Raw genomic sequence first — 20,347 nt, 5'->3', positions numbered from 1 at the left:
TGCTCCCCTCTCCCCCGGGTCACCGGGCGAACGTATCGATGCCTGAGATCCGCCAGGTGTCGCCACGGCGAACAGCGTCCACGGCGAACATCGCCGCCGCGTAGGTCGTCTCGTCCGACGTGCCGGTACGGGTGTTGCTCTGGTCGGCGAAGATCAGCAGCCGGGCCCGGTCGCCGTCGAGGAGTTCCACACCGCTGTCCGTGACAGTCGTGGTCAGCACGAGCTTCTGCTTCTGCCCCTGCGCCCGTACCTGCGCGAGCATGTCCGCGTGCTGCTGGACCGCCTTGCCGACCAGGTAACTCTTCACCGCACGCTCGGACTTGGCGGGCGAGGCGTAGTTGTACGAGAACACCGCACCCACCGCCTCGGAGATCTGCCCCTTCAGCTCGCTGGTGCGGCCGATGTCGGTGAGGGCCGTGTTCCGGCGGGCCGGGTCGTCGCGCAGGTTCGCGGCCGAGCCGAACGCCCAGGCGGCGAAGGCGCCGAGGAGCACCGTGAAGACGCAGAAGACGGCGGGCAGCCGGAGACGGAGGCGGGGTAGCCGCTTGCGTCCCGGTGGCGCCTCCTCCGCCTTGTCGTCCTCGTCGGTGGCCTCGTCCTCGACGGTGGCCTCGTCCTCGACGGTGGTGTCCTCCCCGGCCGTGGCCCCCGCGGGCTCGTCGCGTGAGGCGCCGGGGGGCGCGGGCCTGCTGGGTGGGGCGGCAGTGGTGGCGCGTTCCGCGGCGACGGTGGCCAGACGGCGTTGACGGTTGACGAGGTGACGGGTCGTCGACATGTCCGGGGTCCTCTCGGGTGGCGGGGTGGTAGTCGGTGGCGTCAGCCGGCCGTGTTGCCGACGGGCGCCTGGCCGAGGGCGCTGAGCTTCCACCCTTCGGAGGTACGGGTGAGCTGCCCGAGCATCCGGCTCTCCTTGACCGCGGGCTTGCCCTTGGGTGCGGTCACCGTCACCCGCAGCGCCACCATGACCCCGGCCTTGCCGGCCCGGTCGTCGAGTTCGGTCACCGCCCCGGACAGGATCTGGGCCGTGCTGACGGTCTTCGCCTGCTGGATCTGCTTCACGAACGCGTCGCGTCCGTCGACGAGTTGCCGGTGCAGATCGCCGGTGGTGGATTCCTCCCAGCCGTCGAGGCCCGTCGCCAGCTTCCGGTGGTCCAGGGTGTTCATGTTCTGCACGGCCTGCTCGCCCGCGGCCAGGGCGTCGTCGCGGGCCTGTGCGTACGCCGCCGAATCGTCGTGCGCGGCGTCGTACCGGGACACCCCGCCCCAGCCGGCCGCGACGGCCGCCGCGACCGTCAGCCCGATCGCCACCGCCACCAGCGGGTTCCTCGTCATCCGTACCCGTGCCATTGCTGTCTCTCCCCTGCGGCCGATCCGTGCTGAACTGGACGAGTGTGGGCTCTGCTATCTGGAGGTGATCTCGACGACGGTCCAGTGGCCGTCCCGCAGTTCGGCCGTGACGGAGAGCTGTGCAGCCGCCGTGGTGGCCGGCTTGCCTTCGCGTTCGTAGACCTGGTCGAGGAAGACGAGCAGGTGGGCGCTGCTGTCCGTCAGCCGGGTCACTCCGGCGCGTACGACGTGGGTGGTGAGGGTCAGTTTCTGGTCGGCTGCCTGCTTCTCGACCTGGCCGAACAGGGCCGCGTACTGCTTGAGCGCCGTCCCCGCCAGGAGTTGTTTCGCCGACTCCTTGGTGACGCCGGTGGCCTGTGGGCTGTACGAGAAGACCTTGCCGAGCGCGTCGCTGACGTCGCCGGCGACCCGGCTGGTCGCCGCGCTGTCGGTCAGCGCCCGGTTCGAGGTGGCGGGGGTGTCGCGCAACTGCCTGCCCTTGGCGAAGAGTCCGCCACCGGTCGCGAGGAGGGCCACGACCAGAACCGCTGCCACGACGCGCGGCCACCGGCGGCCCGCGCCGGGCGGGACCGTGCCGTCCTCACCGGAAGCCTCGTCGGCCTTCTCCGTGTCCTCGACGGTGTTCTCACCGGCCGGCACGTCGGCCTTCTCCGTGTCCACGACGGTGTCCTCACCGGCCGGCACGTCGGCCTTCTCCGTGTCCTCGACGGTGTTCTCACCGGCCGGCACGTCGGCCTTCTCCGTGTCCACGACGGTGTCCTCACCGGCCGGCACGTCGGCCTTCTCCGTGTCCACGACGGCCTCCGCGTCCACGTCCGTACTCATGACCGCCGCCCCTCCCCGCTTCTTCATGCGCCGCCCCCGACCGGAATCGCCGTGAGGGCCTTGACCTTCCAGCCGTCCGCGGTCCGGGCGAGCGTGGCTTCGAAGCGTTTGCGTTCGGTGCCGCCCTTGCCGGTGCGCGGGGTGACGGCGACGTCGACCGTCGCGATCAGTTGTGCCGTGCCGGTGCGCTCGTCGAGTGCGGTGAGCGCCGCGTCGGTGACCTTGCCGCGCGCGGTGGAGCCGGACTTCGTCAGTTCGCTCGCGTCCGTGCTCCGGGTGCGCCCCAGCTGGTCGTGCAGCGGCCCGGTGGAGGAGTCGAGCCAGGCGTCGAGGCCGGCACCGACACTCCTGGCGTCCTTCCCGTCGAGGCTGTTCAGCCGGGCGAGGTGGCGCTTTCCGTCGGCCAGCGCGACATCGCGGCTCTTCGCGTACGACAGGTCTTCGTCGCCGCGCGCGTCGGCGTACGACCACCCGCCGAGTGCGCAGATCACCGCGGCGGCGAGCAGCGCCGCCGAGGCGCTCAGGGTCTTCGTACGGGGCGTCATGCGCCGCCTCCCTGTCCGAGTCCCAGCAGGCCGGCCATGCCGTCGGCGGCCGGCGTGGTGGCCCCCGTGACGCCGAGGGTGCCGGGGAGCCGGTGCGCCGAGCCGGATCCGAGGAGCATCGATCCGGGTTTGGCGGGCGCGGGCACGGCGCCGCCCTTCGGCGCATTGGCGCTGCCCCGGACGTTGATGCCGGTGCCGGGCGACGAGGTGCAGCGGGCCTTGGTGTTGACGGGCGGTCCGGCCGACGTGTCGAGACCGCTGCGGTAGACCGTGGAGCCGTATCCAGCGGTGCAGGGCAGGGGTTCGAAGAAGGTGACCGACATGCCGAACCGGGCGCCGTTCTCGTCCACCGCGCTCGATCCCGCGGCTGCCACCGCGGGCAGCTTCACCAGGAGTTCCTCCAGTCCGCGCTGCCGGGTGACGGCGACCTCGGAGGTGGTGAGGAGGTTGGCGACGACGACGCCGAAGCTCGGGTCGAGGTCCCGCAGCAGTCCGCTGATCTGACTGGTCGCGTCCGGGGTGACCGCGATCAGCCTGCGCAGGTCGGTGTCCGATCCCTTGAGTTCGGCGGCCAGTTGCTCGGCACCGGAGGCGAAGCCCTTGAGTGCTTCGCCCTGTTCGGCCTGGGTGCGCAGCACGGTCTCGGCGTCGGCCATCAGCCGGGTGTTGACGGGGAGTGCGTCGTCGGCCGCCCGGACGAAATCGCTCCCGGTGTCCAGGAGGACCTGGAGATCGTCGCCGCGCCCCTCGAACGCGGCGGCGAACTCGTCGACGACCGTGCGCAGGGATTCCAGGTCGACGGAACCCGCCAGGTCGTTGACGCTGGTGAGGACGTTGGTGACGGGGGCCGGGACGGTGGTGTCGGCCTGGTCGATGACCGCGCCGTTCGCCAGGTACGGGCCGTTGGTGCGGGTGGGCCGCAGATCGACGTACTGCTCGCCGACCGCGGAGAGGTTGGCGACGACCGCCGTGAGGCTGTCCGGGATCTTCGGGGCGTCCTTCTCGATGCGCAGTTCGGCCTCGACTCCGTCGTCGGTGAGCTCGATCGGTCCGACCCGGCCCACGGACACGCCTCGGTAGGTGACGTCGGAGTGGGTGTACAGGCCGCCGGTGCGCGGGAGTTGGACCGTGACGGTGTAGTAGCCGCGCAGGCCGATGTAGTGGCCGAGGTCGGCGTACCGCACCCCGAGGTAGCCGAGGACGAGCACCGCGATGACGAGGAAGGCGATGTTCTTCAGCCGGATGGCGAGGGTGATCACCGGCCGCTCCCGTCCGTGACCGCCGTGGAGACCGCGGGCAGTGGCAGGGGCGGAGCCGAGCCGGATTCCGCACCCGTGCCGCTCGCGGTGGGCTGGGCGGTGTCCGGGTCCAGCGGCGGGATGAGCTGCGTGCCGGGCATGGCCGTCACATCCAGGTAGACGTTGAGGTAGTCGCCCTTGACCCCGCGGAGCACCTCGTCCGTGAACGGGTAGGTGAGCAGTACCTGGAGGGAGTCGGGCAGGTCGCTCCCGGAGTCGGCGAGCGCCTTGAGGGTGGGGGCGAGGGCCTTGAGGTCGGCGATCATGTCGGCCTTGCTCTTGTTGACCGTGTCGACGGCGACGGTGGAGAGGGTGTCGAGCGAGCGGAGCATGGTGAGGAGCGAGCCGCGCTGCTTCTCCAGGACCTTCAGGCCGGGGCTGAGTCCGGTGAGGACCGTACCGACGTCCTGTTTGCGGGTGGCGAGGGTGGCGGAGAGCCGGTTGACGCCGTCGAGTGCGTCGGTGATGTCCCCCTTGTGGCCGTCCAGGTTCGTGACGAGGGTGTCGACCCGGTTGAGCATGGAACGGACCTGGGGTTCCTGGCCGGCCAGCGCCTTGTTGAGTTCGGTCGTGATGGTCTTGAGCTGGTTGACGCCACCGCCGTTGAGGAGCATCGACAGGGCGCCGAAGACCTCTTCGACCTCGGGGTTGCGGTTGGTCCGGGTCAGCGGGATGCGGTCTCCGTCGGCGAGCCTGCCCCGGGCGGCGCCGCTCGCGGGCGGCGAGAGCTGGATGTACTTCTCGCCGAGGAGGCTGGACTGTTCGAGGTGGGCGTAGGCGTTCTCGGGCAGTTCGACCTTGCCGTTGACCCGCATCGTGACCTTGGCGTTCCAGCTGCCCGAGTTCAGGGAGATCTTGGTGACACGGCCGACGGCGACGTCGTTGACCTTCACCGAGGACTGCGGGGCGAGACTGAGGACGTCCGCGAATTCCGCGGTGATCTCGTACGGGTGGTCGCCGAGGTCGGCTCCGCCGGGCAGCGGCACCTGGTCGATGCCGGTGAACGACGGCAGGCCGGTGCCGGTGACGACCAGGGCCAGGCCGACGCCCACGGCCAGCACCGCGACGACGCCGGTCGTACGGGCTCCGGGTCTGCGCAGGGCGCGGCTCATCGGTTCGCCCCCTTCTTCTCCGTGGCGGTCTTCGCCGGGGTGCCGTAGACGGTGCCGACGGTCGGGAGCGGCAGGACGGGCAGCGCCTTCTGGCGCGCGGTGTCCACCGGTGCGAGGCCCGCGAGGGCGGGGGTCTCGGTGAGCGGCCCGCCCATGGAGAGCTCGTTGAGGTTCGTGCGGCCGTTGAGGGTGCGGTTCACCGGGTCGTAGGCGTTGACCACGTTGTCCGCGGCGAGCGGCAGCGTGTCCATCGACTCGGCGAGCGAGGCACGCTGGTCGACCAGGGTCTGGGTGAGCGGCACCAGTGCGTCCACGTTCGACTTCAGGGCGTCGCGGTTCTTCTGGATGAAGCTCTTGACCTGGCCCAGGGCGGTGCCCAGCTCCTTCAGTGCCGCGCTGAGGTTCTCCTTGTCGTCGGCGAGGAAGCCGGTGACGGAGTTCAGTTGCTGTTCGGCGGCGCGCACATTGCCGTCGTTGTCCTTCAGCATGGTGGTGAAGGTCTGCAGGTAGGACAGCGTGTCGAAGAGGTTCCCGCTGCTCTTGTCGAGCGTCTTGGTCGCCTTGCCGAACTGTTCGATGGAGTTCCCGATGGCTTTTCCGTTGCCGTCGAGGTTCTTGGCGCCGGTGTCGAGGAGTCCGGCGAGCGCGCCCTCCGCGTTGGCTCCGTCGGGGCCGAGGGCCGTGGAGAGCTTGGTGATGGACTCGTACAGCTGGTCGACCTCGACGGGGGTGGCGTTGCTCGCGGCGGGCAGTACGGCGTTGTCCGCGATCTGTGGTCCGCCGTTGTACGCGGGGGCGAGCTGGACGTAGCGGTCGGCGACGAGGCTGGGGGCGACGACCACGGCGTGCGCCTCCTTGGGGACCTTGACGCCCTTGTCGACCCGCAGGGTGACCCGGACCTCGCCGCCGCGCGGTGTGACCGATTCGACCCTGCCGACCCTGACGCCGAGGATCCGCAGGTCCGATCCGGCGTACACCCCGGTGACCTGGTCGAAGTAGGCGGTGATGGTCGTCGTTCCTTCGTCGTCCATGGCCATCACACCGGTGGTGGCCGCGACGGCCACGACGGCGAGTCCGGCGCCGAAGCCGACGATGCGCGTCATTCTCATCTCATCGGCCGCCTTGCTGCTTGGGTGGCTTGCATTCGGCTCCTGCGGGTGTCCCGGCGGGCAGGTAGTTCTTCGGGACGACCCCGCAGACGTAGTTGTCGAACCACCGGCCGCTGCCGAGGGTGTTGCCGACGAGCCGGTTGTACGAACCGGCGAGCGACAGCACCTTGTCGAGGCTCTTGCGGTTCTTCACCAGCACCGCGGTGACCCGGCCGAGCGAGTCCAGGGTGGGCTTCAGCTGTTTGTTGTTGTCCTCGATGAGGCCGGTGAGCTGGGTGCTCAGGTTCCGGGTGCCGGTGAGCAGCAGATGGATGGAGTCGCGGCGCGCCTGGATCTCGCCGAGGAGCAGATTGCCGTCCTCCAGCAGGGTTTCGAAGCTGCTCTTCTTGCCGGCGAGCGTCTTGGTGAGCTGCTTGCTGCCCTTGAGGAGGGTGGCGAGCTGGGCGTCGCGTTCGGAGACCGTTCTGGAGAGGGCGGAGAGCCCGTCGGCGGCGCTCTTCACGTCCGGCGGGGAGTCCTTGAAGGTGGCGGAGATCGTCTCGAAGCTCTTGGCGAGCTGCTGGGTGTCGATCTCCCCGATGGTCTCGCCGAGCCCGTTGAACGCCTGGGTGACGTCGTACGGGGAGGTGGTGCGGCTGACCGTGATCCGCTCGTGCGGGTCCTGCGGGGCGTCGCCGAGCGGGTCGACGGCGAGGTACTTCTCGCCCAGCAGGGTCTTGATGGCGATGCCGACGGTGGAGGAGTTGCCGATCCAGACGTCCTTGACCTTGAAGCGGACCTTCACCTTGGAGCCGTCGAGCGAGACGCCGGTGACCTCGCCGACCTTCACTCCGGCCACCCGTACCTCGTCGCCCTCGTCGAGTCCGGCGGATTCGGTGAAGTCGGCGTTGTAGGTGGTGCCGCCGCCGATGAAGGGCAGCGAGTCGGCGCGGTAGGCGGACAGGCCGACGAGGGCGAGGACGATCAGTCCGACGAGGGCCACGGCGACGGGGTTGCGTTCCCGTACGGGTTTGATTCTCATGCCTGGCACCTCGGCTTCGCGACGACGATGCCGGTGGGCGGTGCGCTGCCGTCGTCGTTGGTCACACCGCTGACCTTGGCCTCGCAGAGGTAGAGGTTGAGCCATGAGCCGTACGAGGCGAGGCGGCTGATCGCTTCCATCTTGGCCGGGGTCTTGTGCAGGAAGTTCTCGATCTGCGGGGTGCCCTTGCCCAGCTGGTCCGAGAGACGGCCGAGTTGTCGGATGTCGTCCTTGAGGGGTTTACGGCCGTCGTCGAGGAGGTCCGCGGTGACGGTGGTGAGCGCGCCCATCGCGGTGACCGCCCGGCCGAGCGGTTTGCGGTCGCCGGAGAAGCCGGTGACGAGTTCCTGGAGGGTGACGACGAGGTCGTTGAAGCCGGCCTCGCGGTCGTTGACGGTCTTCAGGACCGTATTGAGGTTCTTGATCACCTCGCCGATCACCTTGTCCTTCGCGGCGACCGTTCCGGTCAGTGAGCCGACGTGCTGGAGGATGCTGTCGACGGTGCCGCCCTCACCCTGGAGCACCTGGACGATGGAGCCCGCGAGCTGGTTCACGTCCGGCGGGGAGAGCCCTTCGAAGAGCGGCTGGAAGCCGTTGAAGAGCTGGGTGAGATCGAGCGCCGGAGTGGTGCGGGAGAGCGGGATGGTCGCCCCGGCGGCGAAGCTGCGGCCGACCGGTCCGGCGCCCTGGCCGAGGTCGATGTACCGCTGGCCGACCATGTTGAGGTATTTGACCGAGGCGGTCACCGAGGCGGGCAGCTTGCGCCCCTTGCGGACGGCGAAGCCGACCTCGGCGAGCCGCTTGTCGGCCACCTCGATGGACTCGACCTGCCCGACCTTCACCCCGGCGATCCGGACGCTGTCACCGACGACCAGTCCGGTGACGTCGGTGAACCTGGCCTTGTACGAGGTGGTGTCGCCGACGCCCGTATTGGCGATGGACAGGGCCAGGACGGTGGTGGCGAGAACGGTCACCAGGATGAAGACGACCGACTTCGCGAGCGGCCCGGCGAGAGAGCGGCGCTTCACTTGAGCTTCACCTCCGCACCGCGGAAGGCCGGACCGATGAGCACGCTGCTCCAGTCGGGCAGGGTCTGCGGCTGGACTTTCAGTGAGGGAGCGACCAGTTCGTTGACGAGCCGGCTCTCCTGCGGGGAATTGGGCATGCCGAGGGCGGATTTCGTGTCCCGGGGCGCGGTGCCGGCCGGCTCGTCGGCGCGTGGCCGGCCGGCCGGTGCGACCGCCTCGGCCGTACGGGCGTCCGCGGTCGGTACGGTCCGGCCGACGTACGGCACGGAATAGCAGTGCGGGCCGCCGGTCGCGTCGTAGACCGGGGTGTCCTTGCCAGGCACGTACTTGCCCTTGGACTTCACGGCCTTGACGGTGACGTGGAGTCCGGGCCGGTCCGTGCCCTTGCCCAGCGCCTTGTCCATGGCCGGGACGAAGCCGGCCATGGTCCGCAGGGTGCAGGGGAATTCGTCCGAGTACCGTGCCAGTAGTTCGAGCGTCGGCCGGCCCGTGGCGGAGAGCCGGATCAGGTTGTCCTTGTTCTCCCGGAGGAAGGACGTGATGTCCTGCGCGGAGGCGGTCGTGGACCCGTACAGGCCGGCGAGTTCCGCCTGTTGTTCGGCGATGGTGCCGCTGGTGGTGGTGAAGTCGGTGAGTGCGTCCAGAACATCGGGGGCGGCATCCTCGTACACCTTGCTCACCTTGACGAGTTCCTTGATGTCGGCGTTGAGCGTGGGGAGTTGCGGGTTGAACTTCTTCAGGTGGGCGTCGAGCGTGAGGAGGGTGTCGCCGAGCTTCTCGCCCCGTCCTTCGAGTGCCTGGGAGACCGCGCCGAGGGTGGCGGCGAGCTTCTCCGGCTTGACGGCGGTCAGCAGCGGCAGGACATTGCCGAGGACCTCCTCCAGCTCGATGGCGTTGCTGGAGCGGTCCTGCGGGATGACGGCCCCGGCCCGCAGGGACTGCGCGGACGGCACCTCGGGCGGTACGAGCGCCACGAACCGTTCCCCGAAGAGGGTGGTGGGCAGCATCTGCGCGGTCACGTCGGCGGGGATGCGGGAGAGCTTGTCGGGCTGGATCGCGAGGGTGAGCCGGGCCCCGTTCCCGTCGGCCGAGATGGTGCGGACCTGGCCGACGACGACGCCGCGCAACTTCACATCCGCGTTGTCGTGCATCTCGTTGCCGACGCTGCCGGTGCGTACGGTCACGGTGGCGTCGTCGGTGAAGTCCTTGTTGTACACGGAGACCGATACCCATACGAGCACGGCGGGCACGAGGAGGAAGGTGATTCCGGCGAGTCTGCGGCGCACGGTCTGCGCCCGGTGGGCATTCATCAGCCGGCCACCTTCACCGTCGTCGTGGCGCCCCAGATGGCGAGCGAGAGGAAGAAGTCGGTGACGCTGATGAGCACGATGGCGTTGCGCACCGACCGGCCGACGGCCACTCCCACTCCGGCGGGCCCGCCGGTGGCGTGGAAGCCGTAGTAGCAGTGGGCGAGGATCACCATCACGCTGAAGATCAGCACCTTGAGCACCGACAGCAGCACGTCGTCCGGGGAGAGGAAGAGATTGAAGTAGTGGTCGTAGGTGCCCGCGGACTGTCCGTTGAACAGGATCGTGATGTAGCGGGACGCCAGGTACGAGGAGAGCAGCCCGATCGCGTACAGCGGGATGATCGCGACGACTCCGGCGATGATCCGGGTGGTGACGAGGTACGGCATGGACCGCACGCCCATCGCCTCCAGGGCGTCGACCTCCTCGTTGATCCGCATCGCGCCGAGCTGGGCGGTGAAGCCGGCGCCGACGGTCGCGGAGAGCGCGAGTCCGGCGACGAGCGGGGCGATCTCCCGGGTGTTGAAGTAGGCGGAGATGAAACCGGTGAAGGCGGAGGTGCCGATCTGGTTGAGGGCGGCGTACCCCTGGAGGCCGACGACCGTGCCGGTGAAGAGGGTCATCGCGATCATCACGCCGATGGTGCCGCCGATGACCCCGAGACCTCCGCTGCCGAACGCCACTTCGGCCAGCAGTCGCTGGACCTCGCGCAGGTAGCGGCGCAGAGTCCGCGGGATCCAGATCAACGCCCTTACATAAAAGGTGAGTTGTTCGCCGGATCGATCCAGCCAGCTGAGCATCGACATCGGTCAGCTCCCCTTCGCGGGGACGATCTGGAGGTAGATCGCCGTGAGGATCATGTTCACGAAGAACAGCAGCATGAAGGTGATGACGACCGACTGGTTGACCGCGTCGCCGACGCCCTTGGGGCCGCCGCGCGGGTTGAGTCCGCGGTAGGCGGCGACGACGCCCGCGATGAAGCCGAAGATCAGCGCCTTGACCTCGCTGATGTACAGGTCGGGGAGCTGGGCGAGGGCGGAGAAGCTGGCGAGGTAGGCCCCGGGGGTGCCGTGTTGCAGGATCACGTTGAAGAAGTAGCCGCCGAGCGTGCCGACGACGGAGACCAGCCCGTTGAGCAGGACGGCCACGAGCATGGTGGCGAGGACGCGCGGGACGACGAGGCGCTGGATGGGCGAAACGCCCATGACCGCCATCGCGTCGAGTTCCTCGCGGATCTTCCGCGAGCCGAGGTCCGCGCAGATTGCCGAGCCCGCCGCACCGGAGATCAGCAACGCCACGATGATGGGGCTGGCCTGCTGGATCACGGCGAGGACACTGGCGCCGCCGGTGAACGACTGGGCGCCGAGCTGCTGGGTCAGCGAGCCGACCTGGAGGGCGATGACCGCGCCGAACGGGATGGAGACGAGGGCGGCGGGCAGGATGGTGACGCTGGCGACGAACCAGAACTGTTCGATGAACTCCCGTACCTGGAAAGGCCTGCGGAAGATGTCGCGGCTCACGGTCCCGGCGAGGGAGAACAGCTTCCCGGTCTCGCGCAGCGGGGCGAGCAGCCGCGCGGGAGGCCGCTGCTCCGGTGCCTTCGGTCCGGTGGCGTCGGCCGCGCCGGCCGCGGGCGGCTCGGGGGGCCGCACCGGCATGGGGGCCGTCACGGGCGTCCACCGCCCGCGGCCGGGGTGTAGCTCTTCATGATGGCGGTACGGGCGGCCTCCGGCAGCTGGCCCATCATCGAGAGGACCCGTTCCCGGCGGCGCAGCGCTGCCTGCCGTACGGGCATGCCGGGCGACGGCTCCAGCTGCGGTACGACGGTGCGCGGGCCGTTGGCGGAACTGATGCCGGCGCCATAGCCGTTCGTCTCCTCGGCGGCGAGGGTGGCGGCGTCCTTCTCCTCGGCCATCCCGATGGGGCCCTCGCGGCGCCCCGCGAGGAATTGGGCGACGACCGGCACATCGCTGGTGAGCAACACCTCGCGCGGCCCGAAGGTGACGAGGTTGCGGCAGAACAGCATGCCCATGTTGTCGGGGACGGTGGCCGCGATGTCGAGGTTGTGGGTGACGATGAGCATCGTCGCGTCGATCTGCGCGTTGAGATCGATGAGCAGCTGGGAGATGTAGGCGGTGCGGACCGGGTCGAGTCCGGAGTCCGGTTCGTCACAGAGAATGATCTGAGGGTCCAGGACGAGGGCTCGGGCCAGGCCGGCGCGCTTGCGCATGCCGCCGGATATCTCGCCGGGCAGTTTGCCCTCGGCACCGAGGAGACCGACGATGTCGATCCGCTCCATGACGATCCGGCGGATTTCCGATTCCTTCTTGCGGGTGTGCTCACGCAGAGGAAAGGCGATGTTGTCGAACAGCGACATCGAGCCGAAGAGCGCGCCGTCCTGGAACATGAGGCCGAAGAGTTTGCGGGTCTCCATGATGTCGCGCTCGGGGCTGTTGACCATGTCGACGCCGTTGATGAGGACGCGGCCCTGCTCGGGCTTGAGCAGGCCGATGATGGATTTCAGGAAGACGGTCTTTCCGGTGCCGGACGGGCCGAGCATCACGCTCACCTCACCGGCGGGCAGTGTGAGGCTGACGTCCTGCCAGATGTTCTGTTTGCCGAAAGACTTCGTCAGGCCCTCGACGACTACTTCGATTCCCATCGGCCCTCCCTCGACGTTGTGGTGAACGTAGTCATCTGTCAGCGCTCCGGCTCTGAGAAATCCAATGGCGGCTCGTCACCCGTGCACCAGGAGGCGCACGGTATGTCCGTCGAAACCGCCAGGACAAGCCGTTGAACAGCGGAAATCAACGAACCATGGGCGGGGAGTGGATCACTTGTCACTCGTTGACAAATCAGCCGCCCGGCTTTGTCGAAACATGCGCAAGTACTCGGGTGGAGAGGTTGGGGCCCACGGCCCGACGCGCCGGGGCCGCGGGGCCCCCGACAAGCGGATACTGACGCATTTCCGTGCTGGCCATACGGGACGCTACGACCGAGTAACCTGACTTCGCAATACTGGACGCCGAACTTTCTCCGCGGTACTCGAGGGGCGGCGATCACTTGTAATCGAGTGAGTGGTCGACAGGAGAAAGTTGTCCGGGAGTGATGAATTCCGAAGGGCGTGGGAGGTCGTCCGCTCGGGGATTGGCACCTGCCGCACGGTGCGGTTTCCACGGAGAAGCGCACGCCCGGCCGCATAACAGAACGGCCGCCGGCCCCGGCCCTTTGCAGGGTCGGGGCCGGCGGCCGTCGGACGGGATCAGCGTTCCGGAATGGGCTTCTTCGCGGGGCAGTCCGGGCTGTCGGGGTTGCTGACCACGCACAGCGGGGCCTGCGTCATCTTGATGAAGTTTGCGCCGCCGGAGATGGACGCCGTCATCAGTGGTGACAGGTCCTCGTCGACACCGCAGCCGGTGAATGCCGGGATATAGGTCTCACCACTCATCGTGCCGCCGCGATTGACCGTGTACCCCGAGGGCGGATTACCCGTACCGAACGCGTAAAGGGTCTGCTTGATCGGTTTGACCGTCCGGCAGTTGGGGCCCACGTCGAGGGGTTCGCCATTGACACGGACATCACTGATGGTGAGTTCGAAATCGGCGGTGACAGTCGTGTCCTCCGGGATCCTGGGGTCGGAGTTGTGACTGACGGACGTGATGAGGGCGGGCGGGCCGACCTGGGACAACACCATGGTCGCGGTGGTCGGCATGAATCCGTAGGTGAGGAACGTCCCCTGCGACGGAGGCAGCTGCCGACGCCCGTTGTAGTCGAAGTCCGCCTCGCTGAGCACCGTGAAGGTGTCCGTGCACGGATCGGCGATGTACGTCTTCATCAGAACGACGTTCAGACGTGCGGGCCCGAGCAGCGCCGCCGAGTTGAGCTTCTTGACGTTCGTGAACCCCGCCACATAGGTCTCGGCCGGCGTGGCAAGGGAAAACGGCGGGAACGGGCACGGTTCGGGGTCGGTGTCCCCCTCCGCCCTGGCCGCGTGGCGGGCGTCGTTCAGCTTCTCCCGCTGGCTGGGCGGGAGTTTCCCGGCAAGGTCGGGAAGGTCGGGGAGGTCGGGGGTGGGCTCGGCGGGTTTCTCCTCCGCTGAACCGCCAATGGTCAAGGAGGCGAGCGTGCCGTCCGCTCCGTCCACGAGCCGGCAGGCGACGTCGATGCCGTCCGGTACGGCGGCCGAGCCGTCCTCTTTCAACGGGCTCAGGGCCAGCGTCAGGTCCGAGGCGGACAGGATGGCGGTGCCGGGCGAGCCGAACGTGGCCGTCGGGACCGCGCCCGCGGCTTCGAGCTTGAGACCGTCCTGCCCGGCGATGTCCTGCGCGGGAGCCGTGAGCCCGGACCAGTCGGCGGTGGCGGACTCCTTCGACATGGCGTGCAGGACCTTCAGTCGCACGGCGGCAGACACCGCTGTGGCATCGAGCCCCGTCAGCTCGTCCAGCGCGGCCTTCGGCAGGTCGACCTCGACCGTCACATCGCGGGGCTCCACCGGTCGGCCCACTCTGCCGCCTGCCGGAAATCGTCCCGCGACGACGGCCGTCACCGCATACGAACCTTCCGGGAATTGGCAGTTGTAGTCGAGGGATGTCTCCGCCCGTTGCGCATCGGCCGCCGAATCCGCGCCCGGAAGAAAGGTGGCCGCGACGACCAGGAGGCCACCTGCGACAATTCGTGCGGGCTGGCGAGTTGTCCAGCGCACGCTGCTTGCCATGTCTCGATACCTCCGGGGCTCACGTTCAGAACATCGCGTGGACTTTTGATCCACCGGCAGCACCGCCCGACTTACTGGACGGTACGGTACGCGCCGTCGCAACCGAGGGGAAGCAGTGAATCTTGAACGATTCATGCGGCACGACGACCGCTGTCCTTCTTGGCGATCCGTGACAATCGATGAGTGGGAAACTGTCAGTTCTTGAGTGTCGCGCTCGCGTCCCGGGGCACCGGCGCCACACCGGATGGCCCGGCCGTCACTGCTGCGGCCGGGCCATCCGCTCCGAGCGGGAGATCGAGCGCGGGCCGGTCAGCTGTAGGTGATGACGGGCGAGACGCTGCCGCTCTTGACGGTGTAGGTGCCCTTGAAGGTCGCCGTCGCACCGACGATCCCGCAGCCGCCGCCCACCTTGTTGCTGATGGTCAGGGTGCGCGGGCCGGTCGCGGCGGGCGCGACGACGAGGGTGCCGTTGGCGCCCCCGGCGGTCGGGTTGTTGTACTCACTGTCCACCGAGCCCTTCACCACGAAGGTGCAGGGGCCGAGAACGCTGGAACCGGAGACCGTGGCCTTGATGTTGTCGATGTATCCCTTGGTCAGACCGGTCTTGTTGGCACCGACGCCCGCCGTGTAGCCGCCCGGCGTATTGCCGTTGATCCGCCACGGACCGTTGGCTCCGGAGGTCTCGCTGGTGACGGTCCACGTACTGCTGAACGGACCGGTGCACGGCGCGTTGAACGAGGCCGTGGTGATCTGGGCGAGCACGGGACCGGCGACGGGCGAGGCAGGGGCGTTGCCGTTCGCCGAGGCGGTTTCGCACTTGATCTGGTTGCCGACATTGTCGGTGAGGATGGTCTGGCCGGCGGCGCCCGTGAAGTTGCCCGTCGGCGTGATGTTCCAGGCCGCGGTGGGCCCGGCCATCGCCGAAGGGGCGGTCAGGGCGACCGCGGCTGCAGCGGCGGCAGCCGCTGTCAGGATGCTCGTCTTCTTACGCATAGAACTTCTCCCTTTTCCTGTCCCGTTGCTGAATCAGTGGGGGTGCGACGCAGAAGGAAAGGACAGTCACGACCCACCGTAGAATTTTCTTGGCGAGGTGCTCCCGCCGATGTAGCGAGCGGGTTGCTGATTCGCCGGAAATCAGATACGCCCCCTCCTTTCTTTCGCTCCGCCCTTCCTTTCGCTCTTCATTCCGGTAGCGCGGCGCCTGCCGTGGCTGCGGAGAACCGGGCTCTACCGCGCGGCCGAGTGCCAGTACCTCGAGAACGCCTTGCCCTCGTCCGGGGCCAGGCCCGCCGGGTCGTACGGGCTCGCGAAGTACGTCGCGGTGTCGTTCAGCACGACGCTGTTCTTGCCCGCCGCCGAAGGCAGGCTGGTCTTCAGGTTGACCGCCCAGTCCAGCAGGCCGGCGCCACAACCGCTGGCACCCGGCACCGCGTAGCCGGAGTCGCCCTGGTCGGCGCCGCCGAAGGTGTAACGCCCCATCTCACCGCTGTCACTGGGCGTCCCGTCGCCGGCGAACTGCTGGAGCGAGAGGGAGGGGACCGTCGTGTTCTGCGGCTTCAGCACGATCGGGTTCGAGGTGGTCCCGATGTAGCACTTGTCGCCGAGGAACGGATTCCGCAGATGGACGCGGACCGGAATCGACAGGATCGGCTGGCCGACGCCGAAGCTCGCGGCCATATTGAAGTCCCTCGGGGCACCGGCCGGTTCGATCGTAGCGGTCACCTTGTTGAGAGTGCTGTTGGTGATCTGGTTGCAGATTCCCGAGACGACGGGGATTCCGCTCGGGCACATGAGGCCGAGCAGACCACCCGGCAGATCCGCGGAGTCGGCGACGAGCGCACCCTCCGCGGGGGCGACCAGCGACGTGGTGCCGTCGCTGTGCTGGATCACTCCGAGTTGCAGGTCGGTGTTGCCGGTCGACACCTGCGTATTGCCGAGTTTGATCGACCCGCCGGCCGAGTGCGAGGAGATGCAGGTCGCGATGTTCGTCACGCCGTCGGCCGCCAGCATGGCGGGCGCGTCCACCGGGCACCGGTCGAACGGCGCCCAGTGCCCGTTCAGTTGAGTGGCTGCGGTGGCTGTTCCGGTGGAGAGCACGGCGACGAACGCGGTACAGGCTGCCAGCAGCCCCACGCGCGCTCCGGTCGAAGCGATTCTCATGTCGTCCCCTCTTGACTGCCGCCCCGCTGGGCGGCGTCGTACATGAAGTTGGCCGGTTTCAACGCAGGCGGCATCGGCGCCAAGAGTGACTGCATGCGTTGTGTGCGGGACTTTCTGGGGCACGGCTGCGTCGGTTGAACGCTGACGGCCCGGTTTCAGTAGTACGTCGCGGGTGGATCCGAAGCCGGAAGACCGAGCAGTGATTTACCGGCGAATTGCATGCCTTAATTGGCCGAGCCGTGATGTTACTTGCGAGAAACACGGCGACACAATCCTGCCGGTTAAGATCTTTTGCGATACCCGGTTTTTGATCCAGAAATGAGCAGACGGATGCCGGGGGCTTGTCAACGAATGCGCATGCAGGGGCGCGAAGGGTGTGCTCGCGGGGTACGGCATCTCGCAGAGGGAAGCCCGACCGGCGGCGGCGCCCGGTCGCGGGGAACCGGGGAGGCGGGCCCGGGACGGCGTGAACACACGCGGAGCCGTCGACCACGGCTCCTGTCGACCACCGATCCCACCGTCCACCGCTCACCGAGAGCCGTCCGCCGCCCCGGGTTCACCGGCGTCGGCCTTTTGTCGTCGAGGAACAAACGGCCGAAATACATTGTCCGAAAGTGAGCACTGCCGCCCACCTGCGTCGAAGTCCACAATGCGGCCGAGATGTATGCCCCCTACACTTCGATCTTGTACAAGTGGTGGGCAGCGCAGCTCACTTGGTCTATCTTCATCGCGAACTTGGGTACGCATCTGCCGGTTGATGGGAGCGCTTTCCCCCCACCGACTCACCCCCACCGGGCGCCGGAGAGCAAGGGGACAGACATGCAGGGACTTATACAGCCGTCGGACACCGGAGACCCGCTGGGCCCGCTACCGCAGGAATTCGCCGCAATCATGCGGCCCGAACTGCCGAGCCTGATCAAGGAAATCGGCGTCGAGGTCACCCGGGCCTATCCGGAATACGCGCGTCTGCTCAACGGACCGAACGGTCAGGCCATTCGCGTCGGCGTGGAACAAAGCCTCGCTTCGTTCGTCGATCTGGTCGCCGAGCCCTCCACGTCCACCACACTTCGCGACGACATGTGCCGTCGTTTCGGACGGTTCGAGGCCTATGAGGGCCGCACCATGGAAACGCTGCAGGGCGCCTATCGGCTCGGTGCCCGGGTGGCGCTGCGGCGGGCCAAGAAGGTCGGCCGGAGCTACAGCTTCTCGCCCACCCTGATGCTCAGCTTCGCCGACGCGCTGTTCACCTACATCGACGAGCTGGAATCGCTGTCCCGTGAGGGTTTCCTCGAGGTGCAGTCGCAGTCCGGCGAGCAGAGCGAGGCCATGCGCCGGCGTCTGCTGCATCTCGTTCTCGCCGGCCGGCCGGTGCCGCGCAGCGCCATCGCCGAGCTCTGCGAGCAGACCGGCTGGGCGCTGCCGGAGGAGGTGACCCTGGTCGCCGCCCGAGCCCCGGCCGGACTGGACCGGGCCGGCCTGGACCGCGATGTCCTGGTCGATCTCAGTGACCCCCAGCCCCACTTACTCATTCCGGGCCCGCTCGACGAGGTGCGAAGACAGATGCTCGAACGCGCTCTTCTCGGCACCCGGGCCGCCATCGGGCTGACCGTCCCCACAGCGCTCGCCTCGGACTCGATCCGCTGGGCCCGCCGGGTCCTCGAACTCGTCGAAGCCGGGATCATCGCGGACGCGCCGCTCGTTCTGTGCGAGGACCACCTCATCACGCTGTGGCTCCTGTCCGATACGGCCCTCCTCGATCAACTCGCGCGGCGCGAGCTGGCTCCGATCGCCGGGCTCAGCACCACTCGGCGCGAGCGGCTGACCGAAACGCTCCGCGTCTGGCTCGAAACCCGAGGGACCGCGGCCCATATGGGCGAGCTGCTCGACGTGCATCCTCAGACCGTCCGCTACCGGATGCGCAATCTGGAGACCATCTTCGGTGAACAACTGGTCGATCCCGAAAGCCGGTTCTCGACCGAGGCCGTACTACGGGCACTTCAGCTCCGTGAGCGCAGCACCGACGCGTCCCTCTAGCCACAGCACGTACGTCACGATGGGTCAACTTACCTACGGGTAAGGGGAAATACCCGATCACTCCCAAACGGTTGCCACACGGAGACGTTCTCAACGAGAAACCCTGAACCGCGTCCCGTAGACATGGAGGAGTCGGCCGCCCACCCGGCGGCCGTACCGACGTCCACCTCCTGGCCAACCATCCGAGAGGGACCCTCCCCCATGACCGCCTCCCACCTCCTCGTCCCCGTGCCGATCCCCGACCGGGTCGCCGCGCTGATCGGGTCCTGCATCCCGCCGCACATCATGGAGGCGGAGTTCGACGCCGAGTGCGCCGCGCGCGAGGTCCGCAGCTTCCGCGGCCCGCGGCTCTGCGTCGAGGACCAGGCCGATCGCGAGCAGGCACTCTCCGAGCTGGCGCGCGCCAACAAGATCCTGGCCGCCCACCACCCCCGGCTGACGGTGCGCCCCGGCAATTCCTGGTGACTCCGGCGCCCGTCCTGCGAGGGAGCGAGGCCTCGAAGCGAGCCGCACCATCAAGAACGGAGCGGACCGGTCAGCCGGCGACCGGGGTGAACCGCACCGGCAGCGACCGCGGGCCCCGGGTGAAGACACCGTGCTCCGATGGGGTGAAGCCGTCCGCGAGCCGCAGGTCCGGCATCGCGTCGAGCAGCTGGTTCACCCCCGTCTCCACCTCCGCCCTGGCGAGCAGCGCACCGACGCAGAAGTGCCTGCCGAGTGCGAACGCCAGGTGGTCGGCCGCCGCCGAGAACGCGGTGGTGCCGGTCAGGTCGGCGCGGAAGATGTCGAACCGGTCGGGCTCGCTGTAGCGCGATTCGTCGCGGTTGGCGGCGCCGATCAGGCAGGTGACGGTGGCGCCGGCCGGGACCGTACCGCCGCTGAGCTCCACCTCGTTCGCCGTCTGGCGCATGATCATGTGGACCGGCGGAGTGTGGCGCAGGGTCTCCGCGAAGGCCCGGTCGATCAGACCGCGGTCCTCCCGCACCGCCGCGAGCTGCTCGGGATGGGTGAGCAGATTGGCGAAGAGGGAGGCGATGGCCTTGTCGGTGGTCTCGCCGCCCGCCGCGAGGAGCAGACTGCAGAACGCCTTGATGTCCTCGTCGCTCATCCGCACCCCGTCGACCTCGGCGGCGCAGAGCGCGGAGAGCAGGTCGTCGCCGGGCGCGTTCCGGCGCTGCTGGATGATCGGGATCATGTACGCGGCGAACTCCTGGCGGGTCCGCTCACCGGCCGCCGCCACCTCGGGGTCGCCGGCCAGGTTGCCGAGGAAGGCGATGACGGTGGTGTACCAGCCGTGGAAGCGGTCGTGGCCGGCCCGGTCCAGGCCGAGCATGTCGGCGATGACAAGGACGGGGAACCGGGTCGCGAACGCGTCGACGAGATCGGCCTCGCCGGTGTGCCGGAAGGTGTCGATCAGTTCGCGTGCGTTGCGCTCGATGACCGGCAGGAACTTCTCCTGGAGGTCCGTGCCGCGGAAGGCGGGGGCGACCAGCGCCCGGCGCACGGCGTGCTCCCGGCCGCTGAGCTGGAGGATCGTCCTGCCGTGGACCGGTTCGATCTGCCAGTCGTAGTTGTCGGTGGTGAACTCCCCCGCCTTGTCCTTGAAGATCCGCTCCACGTCCTCGTACCGGGAGACGATGTAACTGTTCGTGGCCTCGTGCCGGATCAGCGGGGCGCTCTCGCGCATGATCCGGTACGCCCCGTAGGGATCGGCCGCGAAGGCGGGCGAGAGAATGTCGGGCAGTGGCGACGCTTGCGATGCGGCCGACTCGTGCGGGGCAGACTTCATGACGCTCCAGGGTCGTGAACGGGCAACGCCGTCAAGGTTATTGACCAGCCGCCCACCT

19 protein-coding genes are annotated in these 20,347 nt (G+C 68.4%); 2 read left to right on the top strand and 17 right to left on the bottom strand.

Going from position 1 to position 20,347, the window contains the following annotated elements; genetic code table 11:
* Positions 1 to 19 precede the first annotated feature (19 nt).
* From OG936_RS31395 to OG936_RS31320, 16 genes are all read right to left on the bottom strand, one after another.
* The gene (locus tag OG936_RS31395; protein ID WP_406499327.1) at positions 20 to 775 is read right to left on the bottom strand and encodes a hypothetical protein; all 756 of its coding nucleotides are present in this window, start codon (positions 773 to 775) and stop codon (positions 20 to 22) included.
* Between the two features lie 41 nt (positions 776 to 816).
* Positions 817 to 1,347, bottom strand: a complete 531-nt coding sequence (locus OG936_RS31390; RefSeq protein ID WP_406499326.1) for a hypothetical protein — start codon at positions 1,345 to 1,347, stop codon at positions 817 to 819.
* A 54-nt stretch (positions 1,348 to 1,401) separates the two neighbouring features.
* On the bottom strand, positions 1,402 to 1,986 hold the full coding sequence (locus OG936_RS31385) for a hypothetical protein (protein ID WP_406500678.1): 585 nt from the start codon (positions 1,984 to 1,986) through the stop codon (positions 1,402 to 1,404).
* Between the two features lie 209 nt (positions 1,987 to 2,195).
* The gene (locus OG936_RS31380) at positions 2,196 to 2,717 is read right to left on the bottom strand and encodes a hypothetical protein (protein WP_406499324.1); all 522 of its coding nucleotides are present in this window, start codon (positions 2,715 to 2,717) and stop codon (positions 2,196 to 2,198) included.
* The gene (locus OG936_RS31375) at positions 2,714 to 3,976 is read right to left on the bottom strand and encodes an MCE family protein (RefSeq protein ID WP_406499323.1); all 1,263 of its coding nucleotides are present in this window, start codon (positions 3,974 to 3,976) and stop codon (positions 2,714 to 2,716) included. The genes OG936_RS31380 and OG936_RS31375 overlap by 4 nt, the downstream gene beginning before the upstream one ends.
* A complete protein-coding gene (locus tag OG936_RS31370) occupies positions 3,973 to 5,127 on the bottom strand; it encodes an MCE family protein (protein WP_406499321.1) in 1,155 nt (384 codons plus the stop codon). Before OG936_RS31370 ends, OG936_RS31375 begins: the two co-directional genes overlap by 4 nt.
* Positions 5,124 to 6,236, bottom strand: a complete 1,113-nt coding sequence (locus OG936_RS31365; RefSeq protein WP_406499319.1) for an MCE family protein — start codon at positions 6,234 to 6,236, stop codon at positions 5,124 to 5,126. Before OG936_RS31365 ends, OG936_RS31370 begins: the two co-directional genes overlap by 4 nt.
* Position 6,237: 1 nt before the next feature.
* A complete protein-coding gene (locus OG936_RS31360; protein WP_406499317.1) occupies positions 6,238 to 7,257 on the bottom strand; it encodes an MCE family protein in 1,020 nt (339 codons plus the stop codon).
* Positions 7,254 to 8,285, bottom strand: coding sequence for an MCE family protein (locus tag OG936_RS31355; RefSeq protein ID WP_406499315.1), 1,032 nt, complete (start codon positions 8,283 to 8,285; stop codon positions 7,254 to 7,256). Before OG936_RS31355 ends, OG936_RS31360 begins: the two co-directional genes overlap by 4 nt.
* The gene (locus tag OG936_RS31350; RefSeq protein WP_406499313.1) at positions 8,282 to 9,595 is read right to left on the bottom strand and encodes an MCE family protein; all 1,314 of its coding nucleotides are present in this window, start codon (positions 9,593 to 9,595) and stop codon (positions 8,282 to 8,284) included. Before OG936_RS31350 ends, OG936_RS31355 begins: the two co-directional genes overlap by 4 nt.
* On the bottom strand, positions 9,595 to 10,398 hold the full coding sequence (locus tag OG936_RS31345) for an ABC transporter permease (protein ID WP_266750262.1): 804 nt from the start codon (positions 10,396 to 10,398) through the stop codon (positions 9,595 to 9,597). Before OG936_RS31345 ends, OG936_RS31350 begins: the two co-directional genes overlap by 1 nt.
* Positions 10,399 to 10,401: 3 nt before the next feature.
* Complete coding sequence (locus OG936_RS31340; RefSeq protein WP_266750260.1) at positions 10,402 to 11,262, bottom strand: ABC transporter permease; 861 nt, start codon at positions 11,260 to 11,262, stop codon at positions 10,402 to 10,404.
* On the bottom strand, positions 11,259 to 12,254 hold the full coding sequence (locus OG936_RS31335) for an ABC transporter ATP-binding protein (RefSeq protein ID WP_406499311.1): 996 nt from the start codon (positions 12,252 to 12,254) through the stop codon (positions 11,259 to 11,261). Before OG936_RS31335 ends, OG936_RS31340 begins: the two co-directional genes overlap by 4 nt.
* Before the next feature lie 600 nt (positions 12,255 to 12,854).
* Positions 12,855 to 14,306 carry a DUF6801 domain-containing protein gene (locus OG936_RS31330; RefSeq protein WP_406499309.1) on the bottom strand — a complete coding sequence of 484 codons (1,452 nt, stop codon included), beginning with the start codon at positions 14,304 to 14,306 and terminating at the stop codon, positions 12,855 to 12,857.
* Between the two features lie 309 nt (positions 14,307 to 14,615).
* Complete coding sequence (locus OG936_RS31325) at positions 14,616 to 15,299, bottom strand: hypothetical protein (RefSeq protein ID WP_406499308.1); 684 nt, start codon at positions 15,297 to 15,299, stop codon at positions 14,616 to 14,618.
* A 234-nt stretch (positions 15,300 to 15,533) separates the two neighbouring features.
* Complete coding sequence (locus tag OG936_RS31320) at positions 15,534 to 16,466, bottom strand: hypothetical protein (RefSeq protein WP_406499306.1); 933 nt, start codon at positions 16,464 to 16,466, stop codon at positions 15,534 to 15,536.
* An 819-nt stretch (positions 16,467 to 17,285) separates the two neighbouring features.
* On the opposite strand from OG936_RS31320, the gene OG936_RS31315 reads away from it, so the two are divergent.
* The gene (locus OG936_RS31315) at positions 17,286 to 18,500 is read left to right on the top strand and encodes a helix-turn-helix domain-containing protein (protein ID WP_406499304.1); all 1,215 of its coding nucleotides are present in this window, start codon (positions 17,286 to 17,288) and stop codon (positions 18,498 to 18,500) included.
* Between the two features lie 201 nt (positions 18,501 to 18,701).
* Positions 18,702 to 18,965, top strand: coding sequence for a hypothetical protein (locus OG936_RS31310; protein ID WP_406499302.1), 264 nt, complete (start codon positions 18,702 to 18,704; stop codon positions 18,963 to 18,965).
* Positions 18,966 to 19,035: 70 nt separating this feature from the next.
* Here the strand turns inward: OG936_RS31310 and OG936_RS31305 are convergent, their stop codons facing one another.
* Entirely contained in the window at positions 19,036 to 20,289 is a 1,254-nt protein-coding gene (locus OG936_RS31305; RefSeq protein ID WP_406499300.1) for a cytochrome P450, read from the bottom strand.
* Between the last annotated feature and the right edge of the window lie 58 nt (positions 20,290 to 20,347).

It is taken from the genome of Streptomyces sp. NBC_00846 (genome assembly GCF_045207325.1).
In the GTDB taxonomy this organism is placed as follows: domain Bacteria; phylum Actinomycetota; class Actinomycetes; order Streptomycetales; family Streptomycetaceae; genus Streptomyces.
The sequence above is the reverse complement of the archived record's forward strand: the minus strand, read 5'-3'. Positions and strand labels throughout refer to the sequence as shown.

What these genes read in the sequence shown, in the direction of transcription:
- OG936_RS31395 (WP_406499327.1), bottom strand. Translation starts at nt 775, where the DNA reads ATGTCGACGACCCGTCACCTCGTCAACCGTCAACGCCGTCTGGCCACC.
- OG936_RS31390 (WP_406499326.1), bottom strand. Translation starts at nt 1,347, where the DNA reads ATGGCACGGGTACGGATGACGAGGAACCCGCTGGTGGCGGTGGCGATC.
- OG936_RS31380 (WP_406499324.1), bottom strand. Translation starts at nt 2,717, where the DNA reads ATGACGCCCCGTACGAAGACCCTGAGCGCCTCGGCGGCGCTGCTCGCC.
- OG936_RS31370 (WP_406499321.1), bottom strand. Translation starts at nt 5,127, where the DNA reads ATGAGCCGCGCCCTGCGCAGACCCGGAGCCCGTACGACCGGCGTCGTC.
- OG936_RS31365 (WP_406499319.1), bottom strand. Translation starts at nt 6,236, where the DNA reads ATGAGAATGACGCGCATCGTCGGCTTCGGCGCCGGACTCGCCGTCGTG.
- OG936_RS31360 (WP_406499317.1), bottom strand. Translation starts at nt 7,257, where the DNA reads ATGAGAATCAAACCCGTACGGGAACGCAACCCCGTCGCCGTGGCCCTC.
- OG936_RS31350 (WP_406499313.1), bottom strand. Translation starts at nt 9,595, where the DNA reads ATGAATGCCCACCGGGCGCAGACCGTGCGCCGCAGACTCGCCGGAATC.
- OG936_RS31345 (WP_266750262.1), bottom strand. Translation starts at nt 10,398, where the DNA reads ATGTCGATGCTCAGCTGGCTGGATCGATCCGGCGAACAACTCACCTTT.
- OG936_RS31335 (WP_406499311.1), bottom strand. Translation starts at nt 12,254, where the DNA reads ATGGGAATCGAAGTAGTCGTCGAGGGCCTGACGAAGTCTTTCGGCAAA.
- OG936_RS31330 (WP_406499309.1), bottom strand. Translation starts at nt 14,306, where the DNA reads ATGGCAAGCAGCGTGCGCTGGACAACTCGCCAGCCCGCACGAATTGTC.
- OG936_RS31325 (WP_406499308.1), bottom strand. Translation starts at nt 15,299, where the DNA reads ATGCGTAAGAAGACGAGCATCCTGACAGCGGCTGCCGCCGCTGCAGCC.
- OG936_RS31320 (WP_406499306.1), bottom strand. Translation starts at nt 16,466, where the DNA reads ATGAGAATCGCTTCGACCGGAGCGCGCGTGGGGCTGCTGGCAGCCTGT.
- OG936_RS31315 (WP_406499304.1), top strand. Translation starts at nt 17,286, where the DNA reads ATGCAGGGACTTATACAGCCGTCGGACACCGGAGACCCGCTGGGCCCG.
- OG936_RS31310 (WP_406499302.1), top strand. Translation starts at nt 18,702, where the DNA reads ATGACCGCCTCCCACCTCCTCGTCCCCGTGCCGATCCCCGACCGGGTC.
- OG936_RS31305 (WP_406499300.1), bottom strand. Translation starts at nt 20,289, where the DNA reads ATGAAGTCTGCCCCGCACGAGTCGGCCGCATCGCAAGCGTCGCCACTG.